This window comes from Streptomyces sp. NPDC029296 (assembly GCF_055569255.1).
The window spans coordinates 24,514-44,867 of the sequence record NZ_JBVHXT010000007.1; the positions used below are offsets into that span (position 1 = coordinate 24,514).

Annotated in this window: 16 protein-coding genes; 3 read left to right on the forward strand and 13 right to left on the reverse strand. The window is 72.9% G+C overall.

Annotated elements, in window-relative coordinates:
• Window position 1: 1 nt before the first annotated feature.
• The 11 genes from ACZ4W9_RS07985 to ACZ4W9_RS08035 all read right to left on the reverse strand — a co-directional run bounded on the left by ACZ4W9_RS07985 (window position 2) and on the right by ACZ4W9_RS08035 (window position 14,005).
• On the reverse strand, window positions 2-2,491 hold the full coding sequence (locus ACZ4W9_RS07985; RefSeq protein WP_467933984.1) for a glycosyltransferase: 2,490 nt from the start codon (window positions 2,489-2,491) through the stop codon (window positions 2-4).
• Between the two features lie 53 nt (window positions 2,492-2,544).
• The gene (locus ACZ4W9_RS07990; protein ID WP_467933985.1) at window positions 2,545-3,783 is read right to left on the reverse strand and encodes an MFS transporter; all 1,239 of its coding nucleotides are present in this window, start codon (window positions 3,781-3,783) and stop codon (window positions 2,545-2,547) included.
• Window positions 3,784-3,865: 82 nt separating this feature from the next.
• Window positions 3,866-5,062 carry an MFS transporter gene (locus ACZ4W9_RS07995; RefSeq protein WP_467933986.1) on the reverse strand — a complete coding sequence of 399 codons (1,197 nt, stop codon included), beginning with the start codon at window positions 5,060-5,062 and terminating at the stop codon, window positions 3,866-3,868.
• Window positions 5,063-5,184: 122 nt separating this feature from the next.
• A complete protein-coding gene (locus tag ACZ4W9_RS08000) occupies window positions 5,185-6,453 on the reverse strand; it encodes a glycosyltransferase (RefSeq protein WP_467933988.1) in 1,269 nt (422 codons plus the stop codon).
• A 65-nt stretch (window positions 6,454-6,518) separates the two neighbouring features.
• Complete coding sequence (locus ACZ4W9_RS08005) at window positions 6,519-7,286, reverse strand: SDR family oxidoreductase (protein WP_467933989.1); 768 nt, start codon at window positions 7,284-7,286, stop codon at window positions 6,519-6,521.
• On the reverse strand, window positions 7,283-8,014 hold the full coding sequence (locus ACZ4W9_RS08010; RefSeq protein WP_467933990.1) for an HAD-IA family hydrolase: 732 nt from the start codon (window positions 8,012-8,014) through the stop codon (window positions 7,283-7,285). The genes ACZ4W9_RS08005 and ACZ4W9_RS08010 overlap by 4 nt, the downstream gene beginning before the upstream one ends.
• Before the next feature lie 40 nt (window positions 8,015-8,054).
• Window positions 8,055-8,987, reverse strand: a complete 933-nt coding sequence (locus ACZ4W9_RS08015; protein WP_467933992.1) for a VOC family protein — start codon at window positions 8,985-8,987, stop codon at window positions 8,055-8,057.
• Entirely contained in the window at window positions 8,984-9,730 is a 747-nt protein-coding gene (locus ACZ4W9_RS08020; RefSeq protein WP_467933993.1) for a cupin domain-containing protein, read from the reverse strand. The genes ACZ4W9_RS08015 and ACZ4W9_RS08020 overlap by 4 nt, the downstream gene beginning before the upstream one ends.
• The gene (locus tag ACZ4W9_RS08025; protein WP_467933994.1) at window positions 9,720-10,946 is read right to left on the reverse strand and encodes a sedoheptulose 7-phosphate cyclase; all 1,227 of its coding nucleotides are present in this window, start codon (window positions 10,944-10,946) and stop codon (window positions 9,720-9,722) included. Before ACZ4W9_RS08025 ends, ACZ4W9_RS08020 begins: the two co-directional genes overlap by 11 nt.
• 63 nt (window positions 10,947-11,009) lie before the next feature.
• Window positions 11,010-12,323, reverse strand: coding sequence for a glycosyltransferase (locus ACZ4W9_RS08030; protein ID WP_467933996.1), 1,314 nt, complete (start codon window positions 12,321-12,323; stop codon window positions 11,010-11,012).
• A gap of 497 nt (window positions 12,324-12,820) precedes the next feature.
• Complete coding sequence (locus ACZ4W9_RS08035) at window positions 12,821-14,005, reverse strand: aminotransferase class V-fold PLP-dependent enzyme (protein ID WP_467933997.1); 1,185 nt, start codon at window positions 14,003-14,005, stop codon at window positions 12,821-12,823.
• A 390-nt stretch (window positions 14,006-14,395) separates the two neighbouring features.
• Here ACZ4W9_RS08035 and ACZ4W9_RS08040 point away from each other — a divergent pair, with 390 nt between their 5' ends.
• Together ACZ4W9_RS08040 and ACZ4W9_RS08045 are read left to right on the forward strand one after the other, a co-directional pair.
• Window positions 14,396-15,940 carry a pectate lyase family protein gene (locus ACZ4W9_RS08040; RefSeq protein WP_467933999.1) on the forward strand — a complete coding sequence of 515 codons (1,545 nt, stop codon included), beginning with the start codon at window positions 14,396-14,398 and terminating at the stop codon, window positions 15,938-15,940.
• A gap of 120 nt (window positions 15,941-16,060) precedes the next feature.
• Entirely contained in the window at window positions 16,061-16,573 is a 513-nt protein-coding gene (locus ACZ4W9_RS08045) for a DUF1203 domain-containing protein (RefSeq protein WP_467934000.1), read from the forward strand.
• A 25-nt stretch (window positions 16,574-16,598) separates the two neighbouring features.
• Here the strand turns inward: ACZ4W9_RS08045 and ACZ4W9_RS08050 are convergent, their stop codons facing one another.
• Window positions 16,599-17,030, reverse strand: a complete 432-nt coding sequence (locus ACZ4W9_RS08050; protein ID WP_467934001.1) for a nuclear transport factor 2 family protein — start codon at window positions 17,028-17,030, stop codon at window positions 16,599-16,601.
• 98 nt (window positions 17,031-17,128) lie between these two features.
• Between ACZ4W9_RS08050 and ACZ4W9_RS08055 the strand changes: the two genes are divergently transcribed.
• The gene (locus tag ACZ4W9_RS08055) at window positions 17,129-17,698 is read left to right on the forward strand and encodes a PadR family transcriptional regulator (RefSeq protein ID WP_467934003.1); all 570 of its coding nucleotides are present in this window, start codon (window positions 17,129-17,131) and stop codon (window positions 17,696-17,698) included.
• Window positions 17,699-17,879: 181 nt separating this feature from the next.
• Here the strand turns inward: ACZ4W9_RS08055 and ACZ4W9_RS08060 are convergent, their stop codons facing one another.
• Window positions 17,880-20,186 carry an ATP-binding protein gene (locus ACZ4W9_RS08060; RefSeq protein WP_467934004.1) on the reverse strand — a complete coding sequence of 769 codons (2,307 nt, stop codon included), beginning with the start codon at window positions 20,184-20,186 and terminating at the stop codon, window positions 17,880-17,882.
• Window positions 20,187-20,354: the final 168 nt, after the last annotated feature.

Sequence of the window (20,354 nt, forward strand, 5' to 3'; positions counted from 1 at the left end):
GTCAACTGCCGTCGTGCGCGGCCGGGACGTCCGTCCGTCCGGCCGCCGGGTGCCGCTGGAGGAGGGCGAGGGCCGCCAGGGACGGGGCGTCCTTGAGCCGGCCCTCGGCCACCAGCCGCCACACCTCCTCCTCGGGGAACCAGCGGCTGATCAGACCGGCCTCCTCCGGTTCGAGCCGGGGCTCGCCCTGGGTGAGCCCGGTGGCGAGGATCACGTGGAAGCCCTGGTCGCTGTAGCCGTAGGCGGCGTACAGGTGCCCGATCCGGGTCATCTCGGCGGCGGTCAGCCCCGTCTCCTCGGCGAGTTCGCCCCGGGCGAGGTCGAGGGGGTCGGCATCCGGCCGGTCCTCCCAGGAGCCCTGCGGGAACTCCCAGTACCGGCCCGCGACCGGATACCGGTACTGCTCGACCAGGTGGAACCCGCCGTCGGCGTAGGGGAGGACGATCGCGTAGTCGGGCTTGTGGACCACGCCGTACAGACCCGGCGTGCCGTCCTCGCGCACGGTGGTGTCCTCGCGCACGCTCATCCAGCGGTTCCGGTAGACCACCTTCGAGCCGGTGGCCGTCACCTCGGGGGCGTGCCGCACCGGCAGCGCGTGCCACGCCGACCTGCCGTCGCGGCCGGTGACGAGCAGCGCCAGCTCCGGTGCCGGGCCGGGGACCTCGCCGGTGAACAGGCCTTCGGCTCCTCGCGCGGTGAGTTCCACCACGGGGGCACCGGGCGTGACCGGCACGGCCTCGACCCGGCCGAGGCCGGTGCCCTGCCACCGCACCCGCACCGTGTCCCCGGCGCGGTGGGCGCTTCCGTGCCCGGCCGGGAGCGGTGCGCGGTCGCCGCCGGCGAGGACCGAGCGGACCACCGGGGTGGCGTCCGCCGGGCGGCGCCCCTCGGCACAGGCCTCGAACACGGCGAGGAAGCGGTCGGCGGCCGCCTTCCAGGTGAAACCGCGGGCCGTGGCCACGGCGTTGGCACGCAGGGTCTCGATCCGCCCCGGGTCCTCGCGCCACAGGGTCAGCATGCGCAGCAGGCCGGACCGCACCGCCTCCGTGAGCGCTTCGTCGTCCACCCGGAACGAGCGGGGCAGCGCCAGCCCGGTGGCCCCGGGCGCGTCCAGGTCGTCGGTGTGCCCGAAGTGCCGCATCCCCTGCTGGGCGGTCGCGACGGGCACGCAGCCCGCGGCCATCGCCTCGCCCATCGCCATCAGGAAGGTGTCCATCTCGAACTTGGACGGGAAGACGCAGAAGTCGCCGGCGGCGGCCCAGTCCATCAGTTCCGGCGTGCTCATCGGACCGGTCCGGACGCGCACGAGTCCGGCGTGGTCGCGTTCCAGCGCGGCCAGGTCCTCGTCCCGCGGGGGCCGCGGCGCCAGGCAGTGCAGCAGCACGTTGACCCGGTGCCCCTCCGCCAGCAGGCGCCGCACCCCCCGGAACAGCTCCTTCTGGCCCTTGTGCTGCACCGAGTAGCGTGCGTTGTGGTAGATCGTGGGCAGCGCGGGGTCCAGCCCGAGGGCGTCCAGGGTGCGCCGGCGGCGCTCCTCGGACCGCTGTACGTCGAGCCACTCGTCGCCGATGGCGCAGCCGCCGACGGTCATCAGGTGGGTGCGCTCCCGCAGTTCCCGGCGCACGGCCAACCGCTGGAACAACTGCTCGAACGGGGTCCCCGCCTGGGTGAGCGCGTGCGCCAGCTGCCCGTCGGACAGGAAGTCCAGCGCGGCGACGGAACGCGACACCAGGCCCAGCACCGGCAGGTACTCGTGGCCGGGACGCTCCGGGGAGTCCGTGTAGAGCAGGGTGCGCGGCAGGTAGGCGCGCATCGCCCGCTCCAGCCCGCCGTCGAGCGGCGGGTCCGCCAGACCGTCGGCGACCGAGGCGTCCGCCCCCTCGTGGCGCAGGACCGTGCGCACCTCGGGGCCGTACACCTTGGTGTTCACCGGCAGGTTCGTCTGCACCGTGGACACCACGTGGTGGCCGTGCCCGGCGAGCAGCGCGGGCAGGAGGTAGTGGTGGACGGGCTCGTGCAGGTGCACGACCGCGCCGGCCGGGATCCGCTCCCTGACGTACCGCGCGGCGGCGACCTGGAAGACCAGGGTCTTCAGATAGGTCAGGTCGTGGCCCTTGAGGTCGGCGGGCGGGTAGAAGGTGTCCGGGTGGGTGTCCAGCACTCCGCCGCTCAGCAGCACGATGTCGATGCCGTCGACGGTCATCCGGTGGGCGCGCACGGACACCGGCAGGCGCACCGTCTCCGGCCGGCCCGGCCACTCGGCCGGGTCCAGCCGTACCGGGATGGCGTCGTCCGTCCGCCAGTCCAGGTCGACGACCTCGTACCGCTCGCGCAGCAGCGGCAGGAGGCCGTGCGCGGGGGTGACCGCGCCGACCCGGTGCCCCTGGTCCCGGAACTGCCGGGCCAGGTTCCACAGGTAGACGGAGGTGCCCGCCTTGACGAGGTGGTCGTCGAATCCGCTGAACTCGAAATGACACTCGATGATCTGCACCGGTCCCTCTGTTCGCTAGGCGGTACGGCAAGTCGGTGGGGGAGCTGTCCGGGTCAGCCGCGTCCGGAGCCGGGCACCAGCCCGGGATCCTGGGTGCGGCCGGGGGCCCCGGTCGTCCGGGCGGCCGGGCGCAGGGCCGGTGCGCCGAGCGCGACCAGGAAGACGAGGAGCGCCGGCAGGCCGAGGGCGAGGGGCAGCCCGACGAACGTGCTGACGCCGCCGATGACGATGGGGCCGATGAGGAAGCCCACGTAGCCGAGACTGACGACCAGGGACAGCGCGGCACCCGCGCGGGCCGGGTCGCGCTGGCCGGCCGCGGAGTAGACCTGGGGGGCGATGCAGGACATCCCCGCTCCCAGGCAGGCGAATCCGGCGACCCCCGCCCACGGTCGGCCGACGATCAGGGCCGCCGTCATGCCGACGGAGGCGAGCACACCGCAGGCCCGTACGAGCGCCACCGGCCCGAACCGCGCCGTGAGCCGGTCGCCGAGGAGCCGCCCGGCGGTCATCGCCGCCGAGAACGCGGCGAACGCCGCCGCCGCGAAGCCGGGCGAGCCGCCGAGGTCCTCGTGCAGGTAGACGGCGCTCCAGTCGGCCGCCGTGCCCTCCCCGACCAGGGCGCACATCGCCAGCGTACCGAGGAACCACAGCTGCGGCGAGCGGATGACGCCGCGCCCCGCGGACCCGGCGGGAGCGTCCTGCGGTGCGGTGGCGCCCGTACCGGCCGGCAGCGCCCAGACGGCCGCCCAGAGCGCCAGGAGGACGACACAGCCGCCCACCGAGAGGAAGGTCGCCCGTGCGCTCAGCTCCTGCCGGGCGAACAGGCCGCCGGCCGCCGAGCCCAGGAAGCCGCCGATGCTGTAGACCGCGTGGAACGACGACATGATCGGCCGTCCCCAGGCCCGCTGGACCTCGATCGCGTTGGCGTTCATGGCGATGTTCAGGGTCCCGTGCACCAGCCCGAACAGGAACAGGGCCAGCATCAGTGCGGCGAGGTCCGGCATATAGGCCGGCGGGACGAGGAGAAGCCCCTCCAGCAGTGCCGTCGGCACCATGACCCGGGTGCTGCCGTAGCGGTCGGTGAGCCGGCCGAGGACCATCATGCCGACGATCGCCCCGAGGGCGAAGGACAGCAGCGCGAGGCTCAGCAGGCCGTCGCCGAGGCCGAGATGGCTCTTCACACTGGGGATCCGGCTCGTCCAGGCACCCAGGGCGGCGCCGAACAGCAGGAAGAGGAGGGAGGTGGCGGTGCGTCCGCGCCGGAGCGTGGCGCGGTCGGTGCTGAGGTCCATGCGGGCGGTCTCTCCGATCGGTGCCCTCGGTGGGTCGCCGGGGGCGGCGGCTGGGGGTGCTGTCTCGTCGGTGCCGTCGGCGTCAGGCGGCGGGGGCCGCCTTCTCGGGGGTGCCGGACGGACGCAGCACGGAGGCCGTGAAGACGAGCGACAAGGTCAGCAGGGCGACCAGCGCGAAGGAGACGGGCAGGGAGGTCGCGTCGGAGACGAAGCCCATGACGGCCGGTGCGAGCAGGTTGGAGGTGTAGGTGAGGGTCGCGATGCCGGCGATGGTGCGGCTGGTGTCCGTGGCCGCCGCCCCCGCGGCCGCGAAGGACAGCGGCAGGACGACCGCCACCCCGATGCCCACCAGGGCGAAGCCGCAGACGGCGGGTGCCGGTGTGCGCGCCACCACGACGAGGAGCAGGCCGGCGGTGGCGACCGCTCCGCTGAGCCGGACCGCGTTCACCACGCCGATCCGCCGGACCACATGGTCGCCGAGCAGCCTGCTGACCGCCAGGGCGCAGGCGAACCCGGTGTAACTGCCCGCGGCGACGCCGTCGTCGGCATGGGCCACGGAACTCAGGTACAGGGCGCTCCAGTTGCCGCTGGCGCCCTCGGCGAAGACGGCGCAGAAACCGACCGCGCCGATGGCCAGCGCCGACCGCGGCGGCAGCGCGAAGCGCGGCGGTTCCTGCTGGCCCGGCCGCGGCCTGATGTCGAGCACCCCCTGGACGGCGTACAGCCCGGCGCAGGCGAGGACGGCGGCCGCGACGGCGAAGTGGACGCGGGCGTCCACCCGCGCCGCCGCGGCGAGCGACCCGGCGCCCGAGGCCACCAGCCCGCCGACGCCCCACATGCCGTGCATGCTCGCCATGACGGAGCGGCCCAGTTCCTTCTCCAGTTCGACCCCGGCCGCGTTCATGACGACGTCCGCCATGCCCGCCGCCGCCCCGAACACCAGCAGTCCGGCGAACAGCAGGACCACGTCGGGCGCCAGCGCCGGCAGCAGCAGCGCGACGCACCAGGCGGTGAGCAGCGTACGCAGGGCCGCGCGCCCCCCGAACCGGTGCACCAGCCTGCTGGCCAGGGGCATGGCCACCAGGGAGCCGAGGGCCGGAGCGAGCAGGGCCACGCCGAGCGAACCGTCGCTGATGCGCAGATGGTCGACGATCCAGGGGATACGGGTGGCGAAGCTGCCGGCGACGGCACCGTGCACGGCGAAGACGGCCGCGGTGCGCACGCGCGCCCCGCGTGCTCCGGGGCGTTGCTGCGCGGGCCGGTCGGTCGACGCTTTCATGGCGGGTTCTCCTCGGGGGTGCGATGACGACAAGCGCTTGCGGTGATCCGGGGGCGCTTATTTTTCAGGCAGGGTTCCTGAAAATAAAGAGCCGTCGGCGTTTTCCGGCCTCGGCCACCGGCTCACACGAGGTCGGGCCCGGGCGTGCGCACCTCGCCGCCGAGCCGCTTGGCCTCGGCCGTGATCTGAGCGCCCCAGCGGTCCCACAGGCCGCCCGCGAGCCGCGAGGTGACCACCACGAGGTCGAACCGCCGGTCCGGCCAGGGGGTGCGCATCCCGCACAGGTGCAGGGACGCCACGACCGTGGCGGGGGCGCCGTCCACGGCCTGCTTGAGGGCCCGCTCGTCGAAGTCGCAGAGGGAGAACCGCGCGTTGGCCAAGGCCCACTCGGCCGGCAGCCGCGCGCCGCAGCCGAACACCGCCACGCGCGCCGGATCACCGGCTCGCTCCGTCAAGTGCCGCGTCGCCTCGGCGAGTTCATCGGACGCGTCCCGGCTGCCGGCCGCCGAGGTCCAGCCCAGCAGGTCCTCCCACTCGACCTCCAGGGGGTCGATGAGACCGCGCGAGGACACCGCCCAGTACAGCTCGGTCTGCACCCCGGGGTGCTTGTCGAGGAAGCGCTGGCAGTTGCGCATGATGCTGACCGCGGCCTCGTCGTGCGCCCGCTCGTGCGGCAGCTCGATCCCCCACGCCGTACGGGAGACCACCATGGCGGTGCCGTTGCGGTGCAGCCGGTACCCCAGCTCGATGTCCTCCACCCCCCAGCCCGTGAAGTCCTCGTCGAAGCCGCCCACCGCCCAGAACTCGGCCGCGGGCAGCGAGAAGTTCAGCGTCCACAGGAACACCCAGGGCATGGCCATGCGGCCCGGATCGAATCCGACGCGTTCGTAGTCGGGCAGCCGCATGTCCTGGAAGGACGGCACGTCGATCAGCCGCCGCACCACCTCCTCGGGCGGGAGGGTGTCGACGATGCCCTCCATCTCCCGGCTCGGATTCGCGGGGTTGTAGCCGTAGGAGTAGCCGAGCACCGCCTGCCGGCGGCCGGACGCGTGGGCCTCGAGATGGGCGCGCACCCAGTCCGGGCCCACGATCATGCCGGTGTCGAGGAACGCCAGCACCGGGGCGGTGGCCAGCCTGGCCCCGCCGTTGCGGGCCGCCGCCACCCGGAACCCCAGATCCTCCTGGAAGTGGTAGCGCACCCGCAGCCGGTCCGCGTAGGAGCGGACCAGCTCGGCGGTGCCGTCCGAGGAACCGTCGTCGGCGACGACCACCTCGAAGTCCGACACCGGGACGCTCTGCCGGACCAGGGAGGCGAGCGTACGGTCCAGCAGACTCTCGCGGTTGTACGTGGGGATGACCACGGACAGCCGGGGGACGGTCTCTTCGTGCATGGGGATGTGTGCCCTTCTCTTGGCTGAAAACCGCTGCGGGGACGGGAACGGGCCGGCGGCACCCGTCATCGGGCGGCCCTGACGAGCGTCGCCCCGCCGTCGACGTTGATGGCCTGCCCCGTGACATGCCGGGCGTCGGGGGAGCACAGGAACGCCACCGCGGCGGCGACGTCCGCGGCCGTCTGCTCCCGGCTGGTGTACGGCGGTGCCTCGCGCAGGACGACCCGGTCGGCGACCACGCGCTCGAACTCCGCCCGGTCCACCGCCGCCCACTGACGGCTCCAGACGAACCCGGGCCGGACCAGGTTGACCCGGACCGCGCGCGGTGCGAGGAGGACGGCCAGGGAGGAACTCCAGTGCTCCAGCGCGGCCTTGGCGGCGCCGTAGGCGGGAGAGACCGCCCACGGCATCGCCGCGGCGATGGAGCTGACGTTGCACACCGCCGCGCCCGGGACGAGCCGGTCGGCCAGGGCGCGCGTGAGCCGGTAGGCGGCCGAGACGTTGAGGTCGATGATGTCGTCCCAGACCTCCGGCGGCGGCCAGGCCACGTCGGCCACCGGTACGACGGACGGCCGTCGCTCGCCGCCGAGCACGTTCACCAGCACCGACAGCTCGGCGGGCAGTTCGCCGGCCAGTTCGGCGAGCCGGCCCGCGTCCCGCAGATCGCACTGCCGGAAGTCGGCCCCCTCGGGCAGCGGCGCCGTGGGCTCGTTCACGTCGACGACGACGAGCCGGTCGACGACGCCCCGGGCGAGCAGTTCCTCGGCCACGGCGCGGCCGATGCCGCCGGACCCCGCGGTCACCAGACCGACGGCGGGCGAATCTCCGCTCATGACGCCTCCTTCGCACGTGTGGGTGAGGGGTGGGCCGGGTCGCCGGGAAGAAAGCCGGGGCGGGGCGCCCGTCGGGCGCCGCCCAGCAGGACGATGTGCCCCGCGCGCAGCCGGGGAGCGAGGTCGCCCACGGCGCCGACGACCCTCGCCGCCGACGCCTCGGGACCGAGGGCCGGACCCCGCACCCCGACGACGGTCATGCCGGCGGCGCGCGCGGCGGTGACCCCGGGGAGCGCGTCCTCCACGACGACGCAGTCCGCGGGCGCGATGCCGAGCGCCCGGGACGCGGCCAGATAGCCGTCCGGCGCGGGTTTGCCGCTCACGACGTCGTCGGCGGTGACCAGGACGTCCGGCACGGGGAGCCCGGTGGCGCGCAGCCGGGAGCGGGCCAGGGCCCGGGTCCCCGAGGTCACCACGGCCCAGGCCGCGCCGGACAGCGCGCCGAGCACGGCGTCCGCGCCCGGGCAGCGCGTGAGGCCGTCGGTGTCGGCGACCTGCCGGGCCTCCACGCGTGCCGCCTCCGCCGCCGCGTCCAGGTGCGGGGCGACCGCGCCGACCACCTCGACGGACCGCCGGCCGTGGCAGGCGGCGAGCACCCGGGCCGGCTCCAGGCCCCGGTCGAGCGCCCACGCCGTCCAGGACCGTTCCACCGCGGCTTCCGACCGCACGAGGACGCCGTCCAGATCGAACAGCACGGCGCGGCACACCAGTTCCTCGTTGTCCTTCACGGCGCCGAACCTCCTTCGGGGACCCGGGACGGTGCGCCGGTCACGGTGCGACCGACCAGGCGGCGCAGGGCCCGAAACGGCGGTGCGGGGTCGCGTCCTCGTAGGGCAGCTTCTCCGGGAGGCTGATCAGCTCCATCTGCATCCCCCACGGGCTGAGGAAGTAGATCCAGCGGTCCCCCGCGATGGGCCCGCTCGTCACGGTCCGGGGCGCGTCACCGAGGACGCGTACGCCGGGCTGCCGGCGCAGGTACGCGGTCGCCGCGTCGATGTCGCGTACGTAGAAGGCGAGATGGTGCCCGCCCACGTCGCTGTTCCTGGGCAGGTCCCGGTTCTGGTCCGGTGCCGTGTACTGGAACAGCTCGATGTTGGTGACCGGGCCGAGGCGGAGCATGGCGATGTCCGCGGTGGCCCGTGGGTGCACGTCGAGCGCCTCGCGCATCCAGTCGTCGCCGTCGGAGCGGATGGTGTCCTCGCGGTAGAGCAGGTCGGCGCCGAGGACGTCCACGAAGAACCGCACGGCCTCGTCGAGGTCGGGCACGGTGTAGGCGATGTGGTCGACGTTGGTCGCGGTGGGGATGCCCCGGGCCGGCTCCGCGAGCGACGGCGCCCGGGCCGGAAGGCGACGCGCCACCGCGTCCGGTACGCAGGTCACCACGACGACCTCCGTGGCGGAACCGGCCACCAGGCGCCCGGCGGCACCGGCCGGGAGGAGAACGGCGTGCCCTTCCCGGACGGGACGGCCCGGGCCGTGCCCGGCGCCGTGGAAGGAGGCGTCGCCCCGCAGCACGTACCAGAGGCACTCGGTGCCGGCCTCGGGGTCCGCGTGGAGCACCGAGTCCTTCTCCAGGGTCACGTGGTCGACGGACTCGCACTCGCTGAACAGCATGCCGCGCCGCGCGAGGCACCGCCAGCGCCGGCTGCGGCCGTCACCGTCCACCACGGTCGAGGCGGCGCCGCTGTCGGTGACGATCACAGCCCCGCGCCCCTCTCGTGCGGCGAGGGGACGACGAAGCTGGCGCACACGGCCCGAAGCCCCGCGGCGGACGCGGTGATCCGGAGGTCCTCGCCGCCCGACGTGGTCACGGACATGCCCTCCCGCACGGTGACGTCACCGGACCCACCGGTCGCCGTGGCGGCGCCCGACAGCACGAACACCGTGTGCTCGGCCCCCTGCCCGGGCAGGCGTTCCGAGGCGCCGGGGGCCAGTTCCAGCAGCCGGATCCGGCGCAGCGGCCCCTGGAGGGTGGGGCGGGGATCCACGTCCCGCACCTCTTCCAGGTCGACGATCACCGCTTCACCGGTCTGCGGGTCCGTCATGGGCGCGTCCTTCCAGGGCGTGTGGCTGAGGGCCAGCGTGGGCGGGGCGGGGACTTCGAGCGTCAGCCAGCTCAGTGGCCCGGCGCCCGTGTTGCGCAGACCGTGCGTCGCGCCGAGACCGGTGAGGATCACCTCTCCGGCCCGCACCGGGTGCGGCTCGCCGTTGAGCAGTGCCTCACCCCGGCCGGACAGCAGGACGTACGCCTCCTCGGTACGGCTGTGCAGGTGCTCGCCGCTGAGCCCGCCGGGCGGGACGCACGCCCACTCGACGGCCTCGTAGGGGCCGCGCAGCCCCCGCCCGGCCGCGAGCGACCGCCACTGGGTCACTCCGTCCGCGCCGTGCACCCCGTGGACCTGAGACGGGGAGCCGAGGTCGGAGATCTGCAGATCAGGCCGCATCGAGGCCCCCGGCGGCCAGCGTGGCGAGGGCCTGCCCGATCTCGTCCACCGTCACGTCGTTGACGAACCGGGCGGATCCTATGCCCACCGGGAGCGGCAGCCGCTGCAACCCGTCCCGGTGCCGGACGGTGTCCTCCAGCGCCTCGGCCAGGCTGTGCACCTCGCACACCGGGTGGTACTGCGGAAGGCGCAGCCGGCGCATGACGCCACCGATGCGCCGCTGCTCCCCGTCGCCGACCAGTCCGCGCCGGCGGGCGATGGCGGTGGTGAGGGCCATGTCGATGCCGACGGCCTCGCCGTGCAGCAGGTCCGGCAGCGCCCGCATCTCGATGGTGGGGCTGAACGTGTGCCCGTAGTCGACGAGGCGCTGCAGGTCGTTCTCCCACAGGTTGGGCTGAAGCTCTTCGAGCATGCCGTGGATGGCCCGCTCCAGCACTTCCTGCACCACGTCACCCTCCGCGCCCCGCGCCTGCATGCGGCTCGACACCAGCGTCGTGCCGTGCCGTTCCAGCAGGGAGAACAGGCGCATGTCCTTGACCAGCGCGATCTTGAGGATCTCGGCCAGTCCGTTGCTGACGTGCCGCTCGTCCAGCGTGGCCAGGAAGTCGCGGTCCAGCAGGGCCAGCGCGGGCGCGAAGTAGGTGCCGAGCCGGTTCTTGTGACTGCCGAAGTTGACGCCCGTCTTGACCCCTACGCCCGCGTCCACGATGCCGATCAGCGTCGTGGGGACGCGCACGTAGGGGGTGCTGCGCCGGTACAGGCTCGCGGCGAAGCCGACGATGTCGAGCAGGACGCCACCGCCGATGGCGATGATCGGGTCGTGCCGCCGGGAGATCCCGAACGCGTCGAGGGCGCGCACCACGTGGGAGACGCTGTCCATCGTCTTGGTGCGCTCCTCGGCGGCGAGGACGCAGATGGACGGCTCCAGGCCGTGCGCGTCCAGATAGGCGCGCAGCCGGTCACCGTAGTGGCGCTCCACGTGGTCGTCGAGCACGATGAACCGCCGGTTGCCGGTGCGTTCGGTGACGCCGGCCAGGGCCAGGTCGGAGTGGGCCGGGTCGAGGAGCCCGTCGACCATGCGGACTTCGTAGCGGACCGGTTTCGTCGCCTGGACCAGCCACTCGGGCCGGTCCCCGCCGTTCCTGATCAGGGCCGATACCGAGACGTCGTCGGTGTCCGGCCGGGTACGGGTGGTGGACTGCACAAGACTTTCCATGGCGTCGTTTCCTCATCGGTTACGGATGGAAAGGGATGGGTGCGATGACCCGGTCTGCACCGCTCACGGATGTGCGGTGGCCGGGGAGCGTTCGAGTAGACCGGTATAGAGCGAGCAGTAGTCCATGAATTCCCGGTAGATGAGGAATTCCTGGGTGCAGCGATGATGTGCGGCGGTTCCGTATCGCTCGCGCAGATCACTCTCCGACAGCAGCCGGAGAATCGCGTGACCGAATGCGGCGAGGTCGTGTGGATTTCGCACCAAGAGCCCTTCGTGCCCGTCGCGGATCTGGTCGGTGATGCCCCCGACCGCGCTCGCGACGATGGCCTTGCCCTTCCACATGGCCTCGGTGACGGTGAGCCCGAAACCTTCCCGCAGACTTTTCTGGACGACGACGTCGGCGCGCCGCTGCAGCGCGTTGACGGAGTCGGCGTTCGCGTCGGAGTCCAGCAGCGAGAGGGTGACCAGGTGCACACGCTCGCGGACCGGCCGGTCGAGCGCTTCCCGGACGCCGCACAGGTCGCGCAGGATCCGCGAGCCTTCCGGATCGTCGGGGATGTCGTCCGGGTCCGGCCCGGCCAGCACCAGATGGACGTCGTCCCGGACCGGCGCCACGTGGTCCGCGAAGCCGCGCAGCACCCCCGCCATGTCCTTGAGCGGATCCCAGCGGGAGACCTGGAGGACCACGGGGGCGTCCGCGGGAAGCGGCCGGTCCCGCACGATGCGGGCGGTGTGCCCGGCGGCCGGCCGGCCCGGCGCGGCCTCGAGTCCGATCGCGCGCAGCCGGTCGTGCACCGCCGCCTGTGCCATCGGGCGGTTCTTGCGGGCGGCGGGGTCGATCGACGGCCGCAGGACGACGACCTTCCCCTCCTGTTCCGTCAGACAGGACGGGGCGTACCGCTCGGCCGAGAACACGCACCGCGCGGGAGCCCGCAGATAGGGAGCGAGGAAGGCCCAGGTGTCCCGCACCACCGCGGTGTGCGAGGCGGTGCCGATGTGGCAGCGCCAGGCCACGTCCAGGCCGGCGGCCACGAGGTGCGGGGCCAGGCCGAGCGTCTGCGGGTCGTGCAGGACGCAGAGGTCGCCCGGCGCGATCCGCTCCAGTACCTCCCGCGCCTGACGGAGCGTGGTGGCCTCGTAGACCTCGCGCTCGGCGGGGCCGAGCGGTCCCGCCGGGTCCGGACTGCCGTGCAGGCGGTGGTGGAGCCGTTTGGTCACCGCGAAGAACGCGGGCTCACCGCCGAGCACCAGCCACCGGGCTTTCAGCCCGGACTCGTTGTGCAGCCTTATGGCCTTCTCCAGCAGATCGGCGACACCGCCTCCTCGGGCGGTGGTGTTGATGTGCCAGATAGTGCGCTGTGCCAGAGAGTGCGCCACTCGTGCGGATAAGGAGACTCCGCGGGACGCACCGTTGTCGGATTCCGGGAACACCTCGCTGACCAACGAACCCACGTCCGCCACCTTCCTCGTGACTCGGACACGTGCGACGGTTGGTTACAAGAGCTTGCAGCGACCATCTGGTTCTTTAATGGTCAGTCCACAGAGATCCTAGAGAGCGCTCACTTGATCGGTCAAGCGACGGGTTCAGGCCAGGGCGGAAGGTCTGCCCCGGAGAATGGATCAAGGTGTGACCTGCGAAGTTCGATATTCCGCACAAACCCTTCGAGTGTTTGAGGATCAGATCGGCCATGATCGTCCGGAGCGGTGAGGCCGGTTTTTCTTGTCGGAAATGTTGCGTCCATTCCGCGAAATGCATCGTTAACCCTTTGCTCACCTTGCCCGTGCGCCGCGCCCGCACCGCCGAACCGCTCCGCGGGCACGCCGCTCCGCGGGCGCACCGGTCCGCGGGCGCGCCGGTCCGCGTGGATGACCGGTCAGGTTCGGAGCGAGCCCAGCGTCGCGGCCAGCGCCTCGATGTCCTCTTCGGTGTTGTAGTAGTGCGCCGATGCCCGTACCACGGCGGGGAGACCGCGCGCCCCCAGGTCGTAGCGGGCGGAGGTGATCGCCGAGACGCTGGTGTTGATGCCCGACGCGGCGAGCCGGTGCCGCACGTCGGCCGCGGGGATCCCGTCGACGGTGAACGTGACGATGCCGCAAAGGCGCCGGCCCCGGTCCCGGACGGTCACGCCGGGCAGCCGCGCGAGCCGGTGCCGCAGCCGTGCGGCGAGGGCGGTGACCCGTTCTTCGATCGCCTCGATGCCCCAGCCCAGGGCGTACTCCACGGCGACGCCAAGACCGATCTTGGCCGCGTAGTTGGTCTCCCAGGCTTCGAACCGCCGTGCGTCGGAGCGGACTTCGTAGGTCTGCGCGTCGGTCCACGTCGCGGCGTGCAGGTCGAGGAAGGGCGGCTCCAGCTGCTCGACGAGCCGGTCGGAGACGTAGAGGAAGCCGGTGCCACGCGGGGCGCGCAGGAACTTGCGTCCGGTCGCCGACAGCATGTCGCAGCCGATCTCCCGTACATCTACGGGCAGTTGACCGACGGACTGGCAGGCGTCCAGCAGGAACGGGACGCCGGCGGCACGAGTCAGCCGGCCGACCTCGGCCGCGGGGTTGACCAGGCCGCTCTGGGTGGGCACGTGGGTGACGGCGACGAGCTTGACGTCCCCGTCCAGGCGCCGTTCGAGGTCCTTCACCGACAGCTGGCCGTGTTCGTCGTCATCGACCACCTCGACCCGGACACCGGTGCGGCGGGCCGCCTGGAGGAAGGCGATGACATTGCTGGCGTACTCGGCGCGGGAGGTCAGGATGCGATCGCCGGGACGGAAGCGCATCGCGTAGAAGGCCATGTCCCAGGCCCGCGTGGCGCTTTCGACCACGGCGACCTCGTGCGGCCGGCAGCCGATCAGGCGGGCGATCGACGCGTAGACGGCGTCGATCCGCTCGGCGGCGTCCGCCGCGGCCTCGTAACCACCGAGCCGCGCCTCGAGTCGCAGATGACCGACGACGGCGTCGAGTACCGGAGCCGGAGCAAGTGCCGCGCCGGCGTTGTTGAGATGTACGACGTGGGCGCATCCGGGGGTCTCTTGGCGGGCACGGGCTACATCCAGTGGTGCCGGCATGGGACTCCTGTCCTGTTCACGTGCGTCACGGGTAGGGGGTCGGCTGGGAGTCAGGGTAACCGCGCGGCCGGAACGCGCCGGCCGCCGAGCCGTGACCGCACCTCGCGGGCCTGACGCGTCCGGCCGCGCGCAGCACCAGGCCGACCCGCCTGCCCGAGCGAGGAAAAGCGGTTTCTGCCGCAGCCCGCCGGGGCGCCGGCCCTCATCGGAATGGCGTGTTCCGTAACTGTCCGGAACCTTGCCGTTGGCCGGCGGCCACCCTATCCTCGCCGCACGGAAAGCGCTTTCCCGCGTGGACGGCTGAGCACGACGGCACGCCGACACGGCACGAGGAGTACCACCCAGGATTCGAGCCGCGTTCGGCGGCGAATGACCGAGTGGGAGACGACGATGAGACGACCAGTCGCCATGCGACTGTACGCGGCCCTGGCCACGCTGGGGGTGGCCGCCGCGGCCGGGATGGTCGTGGCGATGCCCGAGGAGGCGTCGGCCGCTGCCTCAGGCGCCACGGGGTACGCGACACAGAACGGCGGGACCACCGGCGGTGCGGGCGGGCAGACCGTGCGGGCCACCACCGGAACCGCGATCCACGCGGCCCTGTGCTCCCGGGCCGCCGGCAGCACCCCGATCACCATCCAGGTCGAGGGCACCATCAACCACGCCAATACCAGCAAGGTGTCCGGCGGCAGTTGCAACACCGCCGCCGGCGTCATCGAGCTGAAGCAGGTCAGCAACGTGACCATCGTCGGGGTCGGCGCGGGTGCCGTCTTCGACCAAGTGGGCATCCACATCCGCGAGTCCAGCAACATCGTCATCCAGAACGTGACGGTGAAGAACGTCAAGAAGTCCGGTTCCCCCACGTCCAACGGCGGTGACGCCATCGGCATGGAGAGCGACGTCCGCAACGTCTGGGTCGATCACGCGACGCTGGAGGCCTCGGGCGGGGAGGCGGAGGGCTTCGACGCGCTCTTCGACATGAAGGACAACACCCAGTACGTCACCCTGTCGTACAGCATCCTGCGCAATTCGGGCCGGGGCGGCCTCATCGGATCGAGCGAGAGCGACCTGTCGAACAGCTACATCACGTTCCACCACAACCTGTACCAGAACATCGACTCCCGCGCCCCGCTGCTGCGCGGCGGCACGGCCCACATGTACAACAACCACTACGTGAGCCTGAACAAGTCCGGGATCAACTCCCGGGCCGGCGCCCGTGCCAAGGTGGACAACAACTACTTCGAGGACTCCAAGGACGTCCTGGGCACCTTCTACACCGACGAGCTGGGCTCCTGGCAGGTCGCCGGCAACATCTACGACAACGTGACCTGGACCAGCCCCGGCACCGACAACCATCCGGCCGGCCCGAACCCGCAGTCCAACACCACCGTCGCCATTCCGTACGCCTACACGCCCGACGCCGCCAGCTGCGTACCCGCCATCGTGGGCCAGACGGCGGGCGCCGGAAAGGGGCTGCGCGTCTCCGACGGCAGCTGCACGCCGCAGACGCCGACACCCACCCCCACGCCGACTTCCACCCCCACTCCCACCCCCACGCCGACGCAGCCCGGTGGGACCAACCTCAGCATCGGAGCGGGCTCCGACGGGTCCAGCAAGGCCGACGGCACGAGCTACGGCAACGTGCGCGACGGCGACCTGAACACCTACTGGTCGCCGTCCGGTACGACCGGCTCCATCTCCATCAAGTGGGGCTCGCCCACCACCGTCTCCTCGGTCGCCATCAGGGAGACGGCGGGGACCGCGGGCCGCATCGGCTCCTGGCGCGTCCTCGACGGCGACACCGGGGCGGTGCTCGCCTCCGGCAGCGGCGCGGGCGTCATCTCCCTGCCCCGGACGACGCTCTCCAAGGTCACCTTCCAGATCACCGGCGCGAGCGGCACCCCCCAGGTCGCCGAGTTCGAGACGTACGCCGGGTAGTGCGAGGCGCGGCCCCCGCCCGCCCAGCGGGGGCCGTACCACCGGCGGGACGGGCGCCGTGGTGAACGCGAGGTCGGATTGCCGCCAGCGCCGGCGCCTTCGGCCGCGCAGCCTGAGTACATGACGACATCGACTCATCAGCCCATGGCCATCGCTCCCCACGTTCTCGACGAACTCCGCGAACGCGACGACGCCGGCGTGGTTCCCCGCGCCTATGCGCACGACACGGAGGGAACGCCGCTGCGCTGCTGTCTGCGCCGTGGCCGGGCCGGCGAGCGGATCTCGCTCGTTTCGTACGCTCCATTGCGCCGGTGGGCGGCGGAGGCGGGAGCCGCCCCGGGGGCCTACGACGAGGTGGGCCCGGTGTTCATCCACACCGACCGGTGCCCGGGGCCTGACCCGGCGTCCGGTTATCCGTTCGCCGAGACCGGGGCACTGCGCGTCGTGCGCCGCTACGACGGCGAAGGCCGGATCGCGGGGGGCACGGTCGTGCAACTGCCCAAGGACCCCGGGCTGGCGCAGACCGTCGTGGAGCAAGCCCTGCACACGGCGTTCGCCGATTCCCGCGTCGCACTCGTGCACGTACGGGCGGTGGAGTACGGCTGCTTCCACTACGAGGTGCGCAGGCCCTGACCGCGGGGGCGGCCGGAGCGCGCGGCTACCGGCCGGTGGGCGCCGGTGCCAGGCCGTCCGCGACCAGACCGGCGAGGACCGCCTCACCGAGGGCGTGGACGGCGGACCGCGGGCGGACCATGACGGTGAACTCCTTGATCCGGCCGTCGTCGTCGAAGTGCAGGAGGTCGATGCCGTGGATGTCCCTGCCGCCCGCCCGGGCACGGAAGAGCAGCACCGCGGAGTCGGCGGACGTGTTGTCGGTGCTGGTCCGCGCGGTGCCGGTGTGGTGGCCGACGTAACGGAAGTCCTCGAACGTGCGCAGCAGGACCTTGAAGAGGCCCAGCACCGTCGGCTTGCCCTCGAAGGGGGTGAACTTCACCGGACTGTAGAAGCGGATGTCCTCGGTGAACAGGTCGTCCAGTGCCGTGAGGTCACGGCGGTCCACGGCGGCACGGAAACGGTCGGCGGTGCTCATGGCTCGCTCACCCTCCATAGTCATGAATGTGATTAGTCATTTTCATGACTATCATGGACGGGGGATCCGCGACAGAGGCACGCAAGGGAGACAGCCCGATGGCGCTACGGCACGCCGTACTGGCGGCACTGCTCGACGGAGAGCTGAGCGGCTACCAGCTGGCCAAGGCGTTCGACCTCGGTGTGGCCAACTTCTGGTACGCCCGGCCGCAGCAGCTCTACGCCGAGCTGGCCCGGCTGGAGAAGGACGGGCTGATCGCGGGCCGCGAGGTGCTCCAGCAGACCCGGCCCACCAAGCGCCTGTTCCGGGTGACGGACGCCGGACTCGCGGAACTGGGGGAGTTCACGGCCGCCTCCGCGAAGCCCTCCTTCATCCGCGACGACCTGCTCGTCAAGGTCCAGGCCGCCGACCACGTCGATCCGCAGGCCCTGATCGAGCAGCTCTCCGAACGCGCCGCCTTCGCCCAGGCCAAGATCGACCTCTTCGGCAAGCTGCTGCGCGGCATGCGCGGCGACCGTACGGAGGAGGAGTTCCTGCGCCACGGCGACCGGGTCGGCCCCTACCTGACGTGTCTGCGCGGTCTGGCCTTCGAGCAGGGCAACCGTGACTGGTGCGAGCACACCGTCACGGTCCTGCGGGAAAGGCGGCAGGCCCATGCCCGGCACTGACGCGACGTACCGCCGCTGCACCGCCCCGGGCGACAGCCGGACCGAGGGGCCCTCGGCGACGGCGACGACACCACCGTCCCGCGCGGCTTCGCCGACCGGCTCGCCGAACGCCCGGTCGTGCCACAGGGCGCCGTGCGCCGCGCGCCGTGCGTGAGCCTCGCAGCGGGCCGGCGGTGTGCCCTCACGCGCCGGCGGCGGCCTCGTCGAGGGCGGTGAGCGCGGCGTCGGCCTCCACCTGGCGCGGGCTGCGCAGCGCCGCCAGGGCGTCGCGGGCGGCGAACAGCGTCTCCCTGGCCTCCGGATGTCCCGCGGCGCCGAGCGCCTGGCCCAGGTCCAGCCGGGCCTGTCCGGCCCACGCCGGCATCTGCGCGGCTTCGAAGGCGGCGAGGGCCTGCCGCAGCGGCGCCTCGGCCTCCTGCCAGCGTTCCAGGGCCGCCAGGTCGTTGCCGATCTGCTGCCGGGCGACCGCGTGGTACAACGCGATGACCTCCTCGGTCCGACCCGGGATCCCCGCGCGGCAGATCCGCTCGCTGCGGCGGTGGATGTCCAGGGCCTCGGCCGCCCGGCCGGTCTGGCGCAGCAGGGTGCCCAGGCTGTTGAGGACCGTCAGCTCGGCGAGCCGGCCCTGCGGTGACTCCTGCGAGGCGAGACAGCGGGCCGCGTCGCGCAGGCGCTCCTGGGCCTCTTCCGCACGGCCCAGCCGGCTGAGCGCGCCCGCGCCGTAGCCGAGCGCCCAGCCCTCCTGCAGCCCGTCCCCGCAGTCGCGGGCCGCCGTGAGCGCGGCGTCGGCGCTCGTCAGGGCGGCACGGGGGTCGTGGACGCAGAGGTTGTAGGCCCAGGCGAGGTAGTTGAGGTGAACCGCCTCCTCACGCCGGCTGCCCAGGGAGCGGGCGGCGTCGGCGGACCGCTGGAACACCTCCACCCACTGCTCCCAGTGCTGGTTGAGGTCGGAGAACCAGTGCATCGCCTCCGCCGTGTCCAGCACCTGCCGGAACCGGCCGGCGTCATGGGCCCGGCGCAGTGCGGCGAGCCACTGGGCCCGCTCGGCCTCCAGCCAGGCCCGTGCCTCCTCCCGGCCGGTGGGCGCCGTGTCCGGGTCCGGGTCGCCCGGCGATGCGGCCTGTTCGTGGTCGACGTCGAAGTGCAGCGCGGCGGCGGTGGCCCGGCGCAGCATCCAGTGCGCGGTCCGGTCCAGGGCGGCGTCGCGGACCTCGGGGCCGTCCTCGGCCTGGGCCTGTTCGGCCGCGTAGAGCTTGAGCAGGTCGTGGAAGCGGTACCGCTCGGCGGCGGCGTCGCTCTGCAGCAGACCGGCGTCGGTCAGCTCCTCGGCGCGGGCGACCGCCTCGTCGTAGGACAGGCCGGCCAGGAGCGCGCCGGTCTCCGGGCTGAAGTCCGGGCCGGCGGCCAGCGCGGCGCGGCGCAGCAGGGTCTTCGCGTCCGGGGGGAGCTGACGGTAGGAGAGCGCGAAGGCGGCGCGCACCCGCAGGCTCCCGGCCTGGAGACCGTCCAGCCGCCGGCCCTCGGCGGCGAGGCGGGCGACGAGCTTGCCGAGGCGTTCGTGCGGGCGGCCGAGCAGCCGCTGGCCGGCGATCCGGACGGCCAGCGGGAGGTGTCCGCACAGGTCGGCGAGGTCGCGTGCGGCCTGTGCCTCCGCCCGTACCCGGTCGGGGCCGATGATGCGGGTCAGGAGCTCCACCGCTTCCTCGCGCCGCAGCAGGGCCAGATCGGTGCGGTGGACGGACTCCAGGCCCGCCAGGACGTGGCGGCTGGTGACGAGGGTCAGGGACGGACCGGTGCCGGGCAGCAGGGGGCCGACCTGGGACTCGTCGGCGGCGTTGTCCAGCAGCAGGAGTATGCGCCGGTCGCCGGCCAGGGACCGCCACAGGCCGGCGCGGTCGTCGGTGCCCGCCGGCAGCGCGGCGTCGGCCACCCCCATCGCGCCCAGCAGCCGGGCCAGCGCGTCCCGGGGGGTGGTCGGCTCGGGATCCATGCCGTGCAGGTCCAGGACGAACTGCCCGTCGGGGAAGTGCGGGGCGAGGAGGTGCGCGGCGTGCACCGCGAACGCGGTCTTGCCGAGACCGGGCTGCCCGGAGACCACGCTGACCACCGGCCGGCCCGCTCCGGCGTCCCGCGCCAGGTCCAGCAGACGGGCGAGGGCCGGGCCCCGCGCGGTGAAGTCCTCGATGTCGCGCGGCAGGGCCAGGGTGCCGCCCCCGGCCGGGCCGGTGGCCGGCCGGGGGCGCGGCCGGCCGAGGGCGGCGGACTCCTCCAGGCCCGCCGCCTCGTCGTCGTCCAGTCCCAGCGCCGCGGCCAGCGCCCGCACCGTACGGCGCTGCGGCCCCCGGGTACGCCCGCGCTCCATGTCCGCCAGCGCCCTGACACTCACCTGGGCGTCGTGTGCGAGGGCCTCCTGACTCAGTCCGGCACGGGTGCGCAGATGGCGCAGCCGCTGCCCGAAGTCCCCTGTGGATGGCGTGCCGTCGCGCACCGTCGATGTCCCCGATCGTCCGGCTCGTCCGGATGAGAGCCTCCGGCAGAAGTATGGCCGACGGTACTTCTGCCGGGAGAACCGCCTGGGCGCCGCGGACCGGAAGTGATCGACTGAAGGCCGACGCGGAACGGCCGCCTTCCGGGGCGAACGCAGACGTGGCACCGC

What these genes read in the sequence shown, in the direction of transcription:
- ACZ4W9_RS07990 (WP_467933985.1), bottom strand. Translation starts at nt 3,783, where the DNA reads ATGGACCTCAGCACCGACCGCGCCACGCTCCGGCGCGGACGCACCGCC.
- ACZ4W9_RS07995 (WP_467933986.1), bottom strand. Translation starts at nt 5,062, where the DNA reads ATGAAAGCGTCGACCGACCGGCCCGCGCAGCAACGCCCCGGAGCACGC.
- ACZ4W9_RS08000 (WP_467933988.1), bottom strand. Translation starts at nt 6,453, where the DNA reads ATGCACGAAGAGACCGTCCCCCGGCTGTCCGTGGTCATCCCCACGTAC.
- ACZ4W9_RS08005 (WP_467933989.1), bottom strand. Translation starts at nt 7,286, where the DNA reads ATGAGCGGAGATTCGCCCGCCGTCGGTCTGGTGACCGCGGGGTCCGGC.
- ACZ4W9_RS08020 (WP_467933993.1), bottom strand. Translation starts at nt 9,730, where the DNA reads ATGCGGCCTGATCTGCAGATCTCCGACCTCGGCTCCCCGTCTCAGGTC.
- ACZ4W9_RS08025 (WP_467933994.1), bottom strand. Translation starts at nt 10,946, where the DNA reads ATGGAAAGTCTTGTGCAGTCCACCACCCGTACCCGGCCGGACACCGAC.
- ACZ4W9_RS08035 (WP_467933997.1), bottom strand. Translation starts at nt 14,005, where the DNA reads ATGCCGGCACCACTGGATGTAGCCCGTGCCCGCCAAGAGACCCCCGGA.
- ACZ4W9_RS08040 (WP_467933999.1), top strand. Translation starts at nt 14,396, where the DNA reads ATGAGACGACCAGTCGCCATGCGACTGTACGCGGCCCTGGCCACGCTG.
- ACZ4W9_RS08045 (WP_467934000.1), top strand. Translation starts at nt 16,061, where the DNA reads ATGACGACATCGACTCATCAGCCCATGGCCATCGCTCCCCACGTTCTC.
- ACZ4W9_RS08050 (WP_467934001.1), bottom strand. Translation starts at nt 17,030, where the DNA reads ATGAGCACCGCCGACCGTTTCCGTGCCGCCGTGGACCGCCGTGACCTC.
- ACZ4W9_RS08055 (WP_467934003.1), top strand. Translation starts at nt 17,129, where the DNA reads ATGGCGCTACGGCACGCCGTACTGGCGGCACTGCTCGACGGAGAGCTG.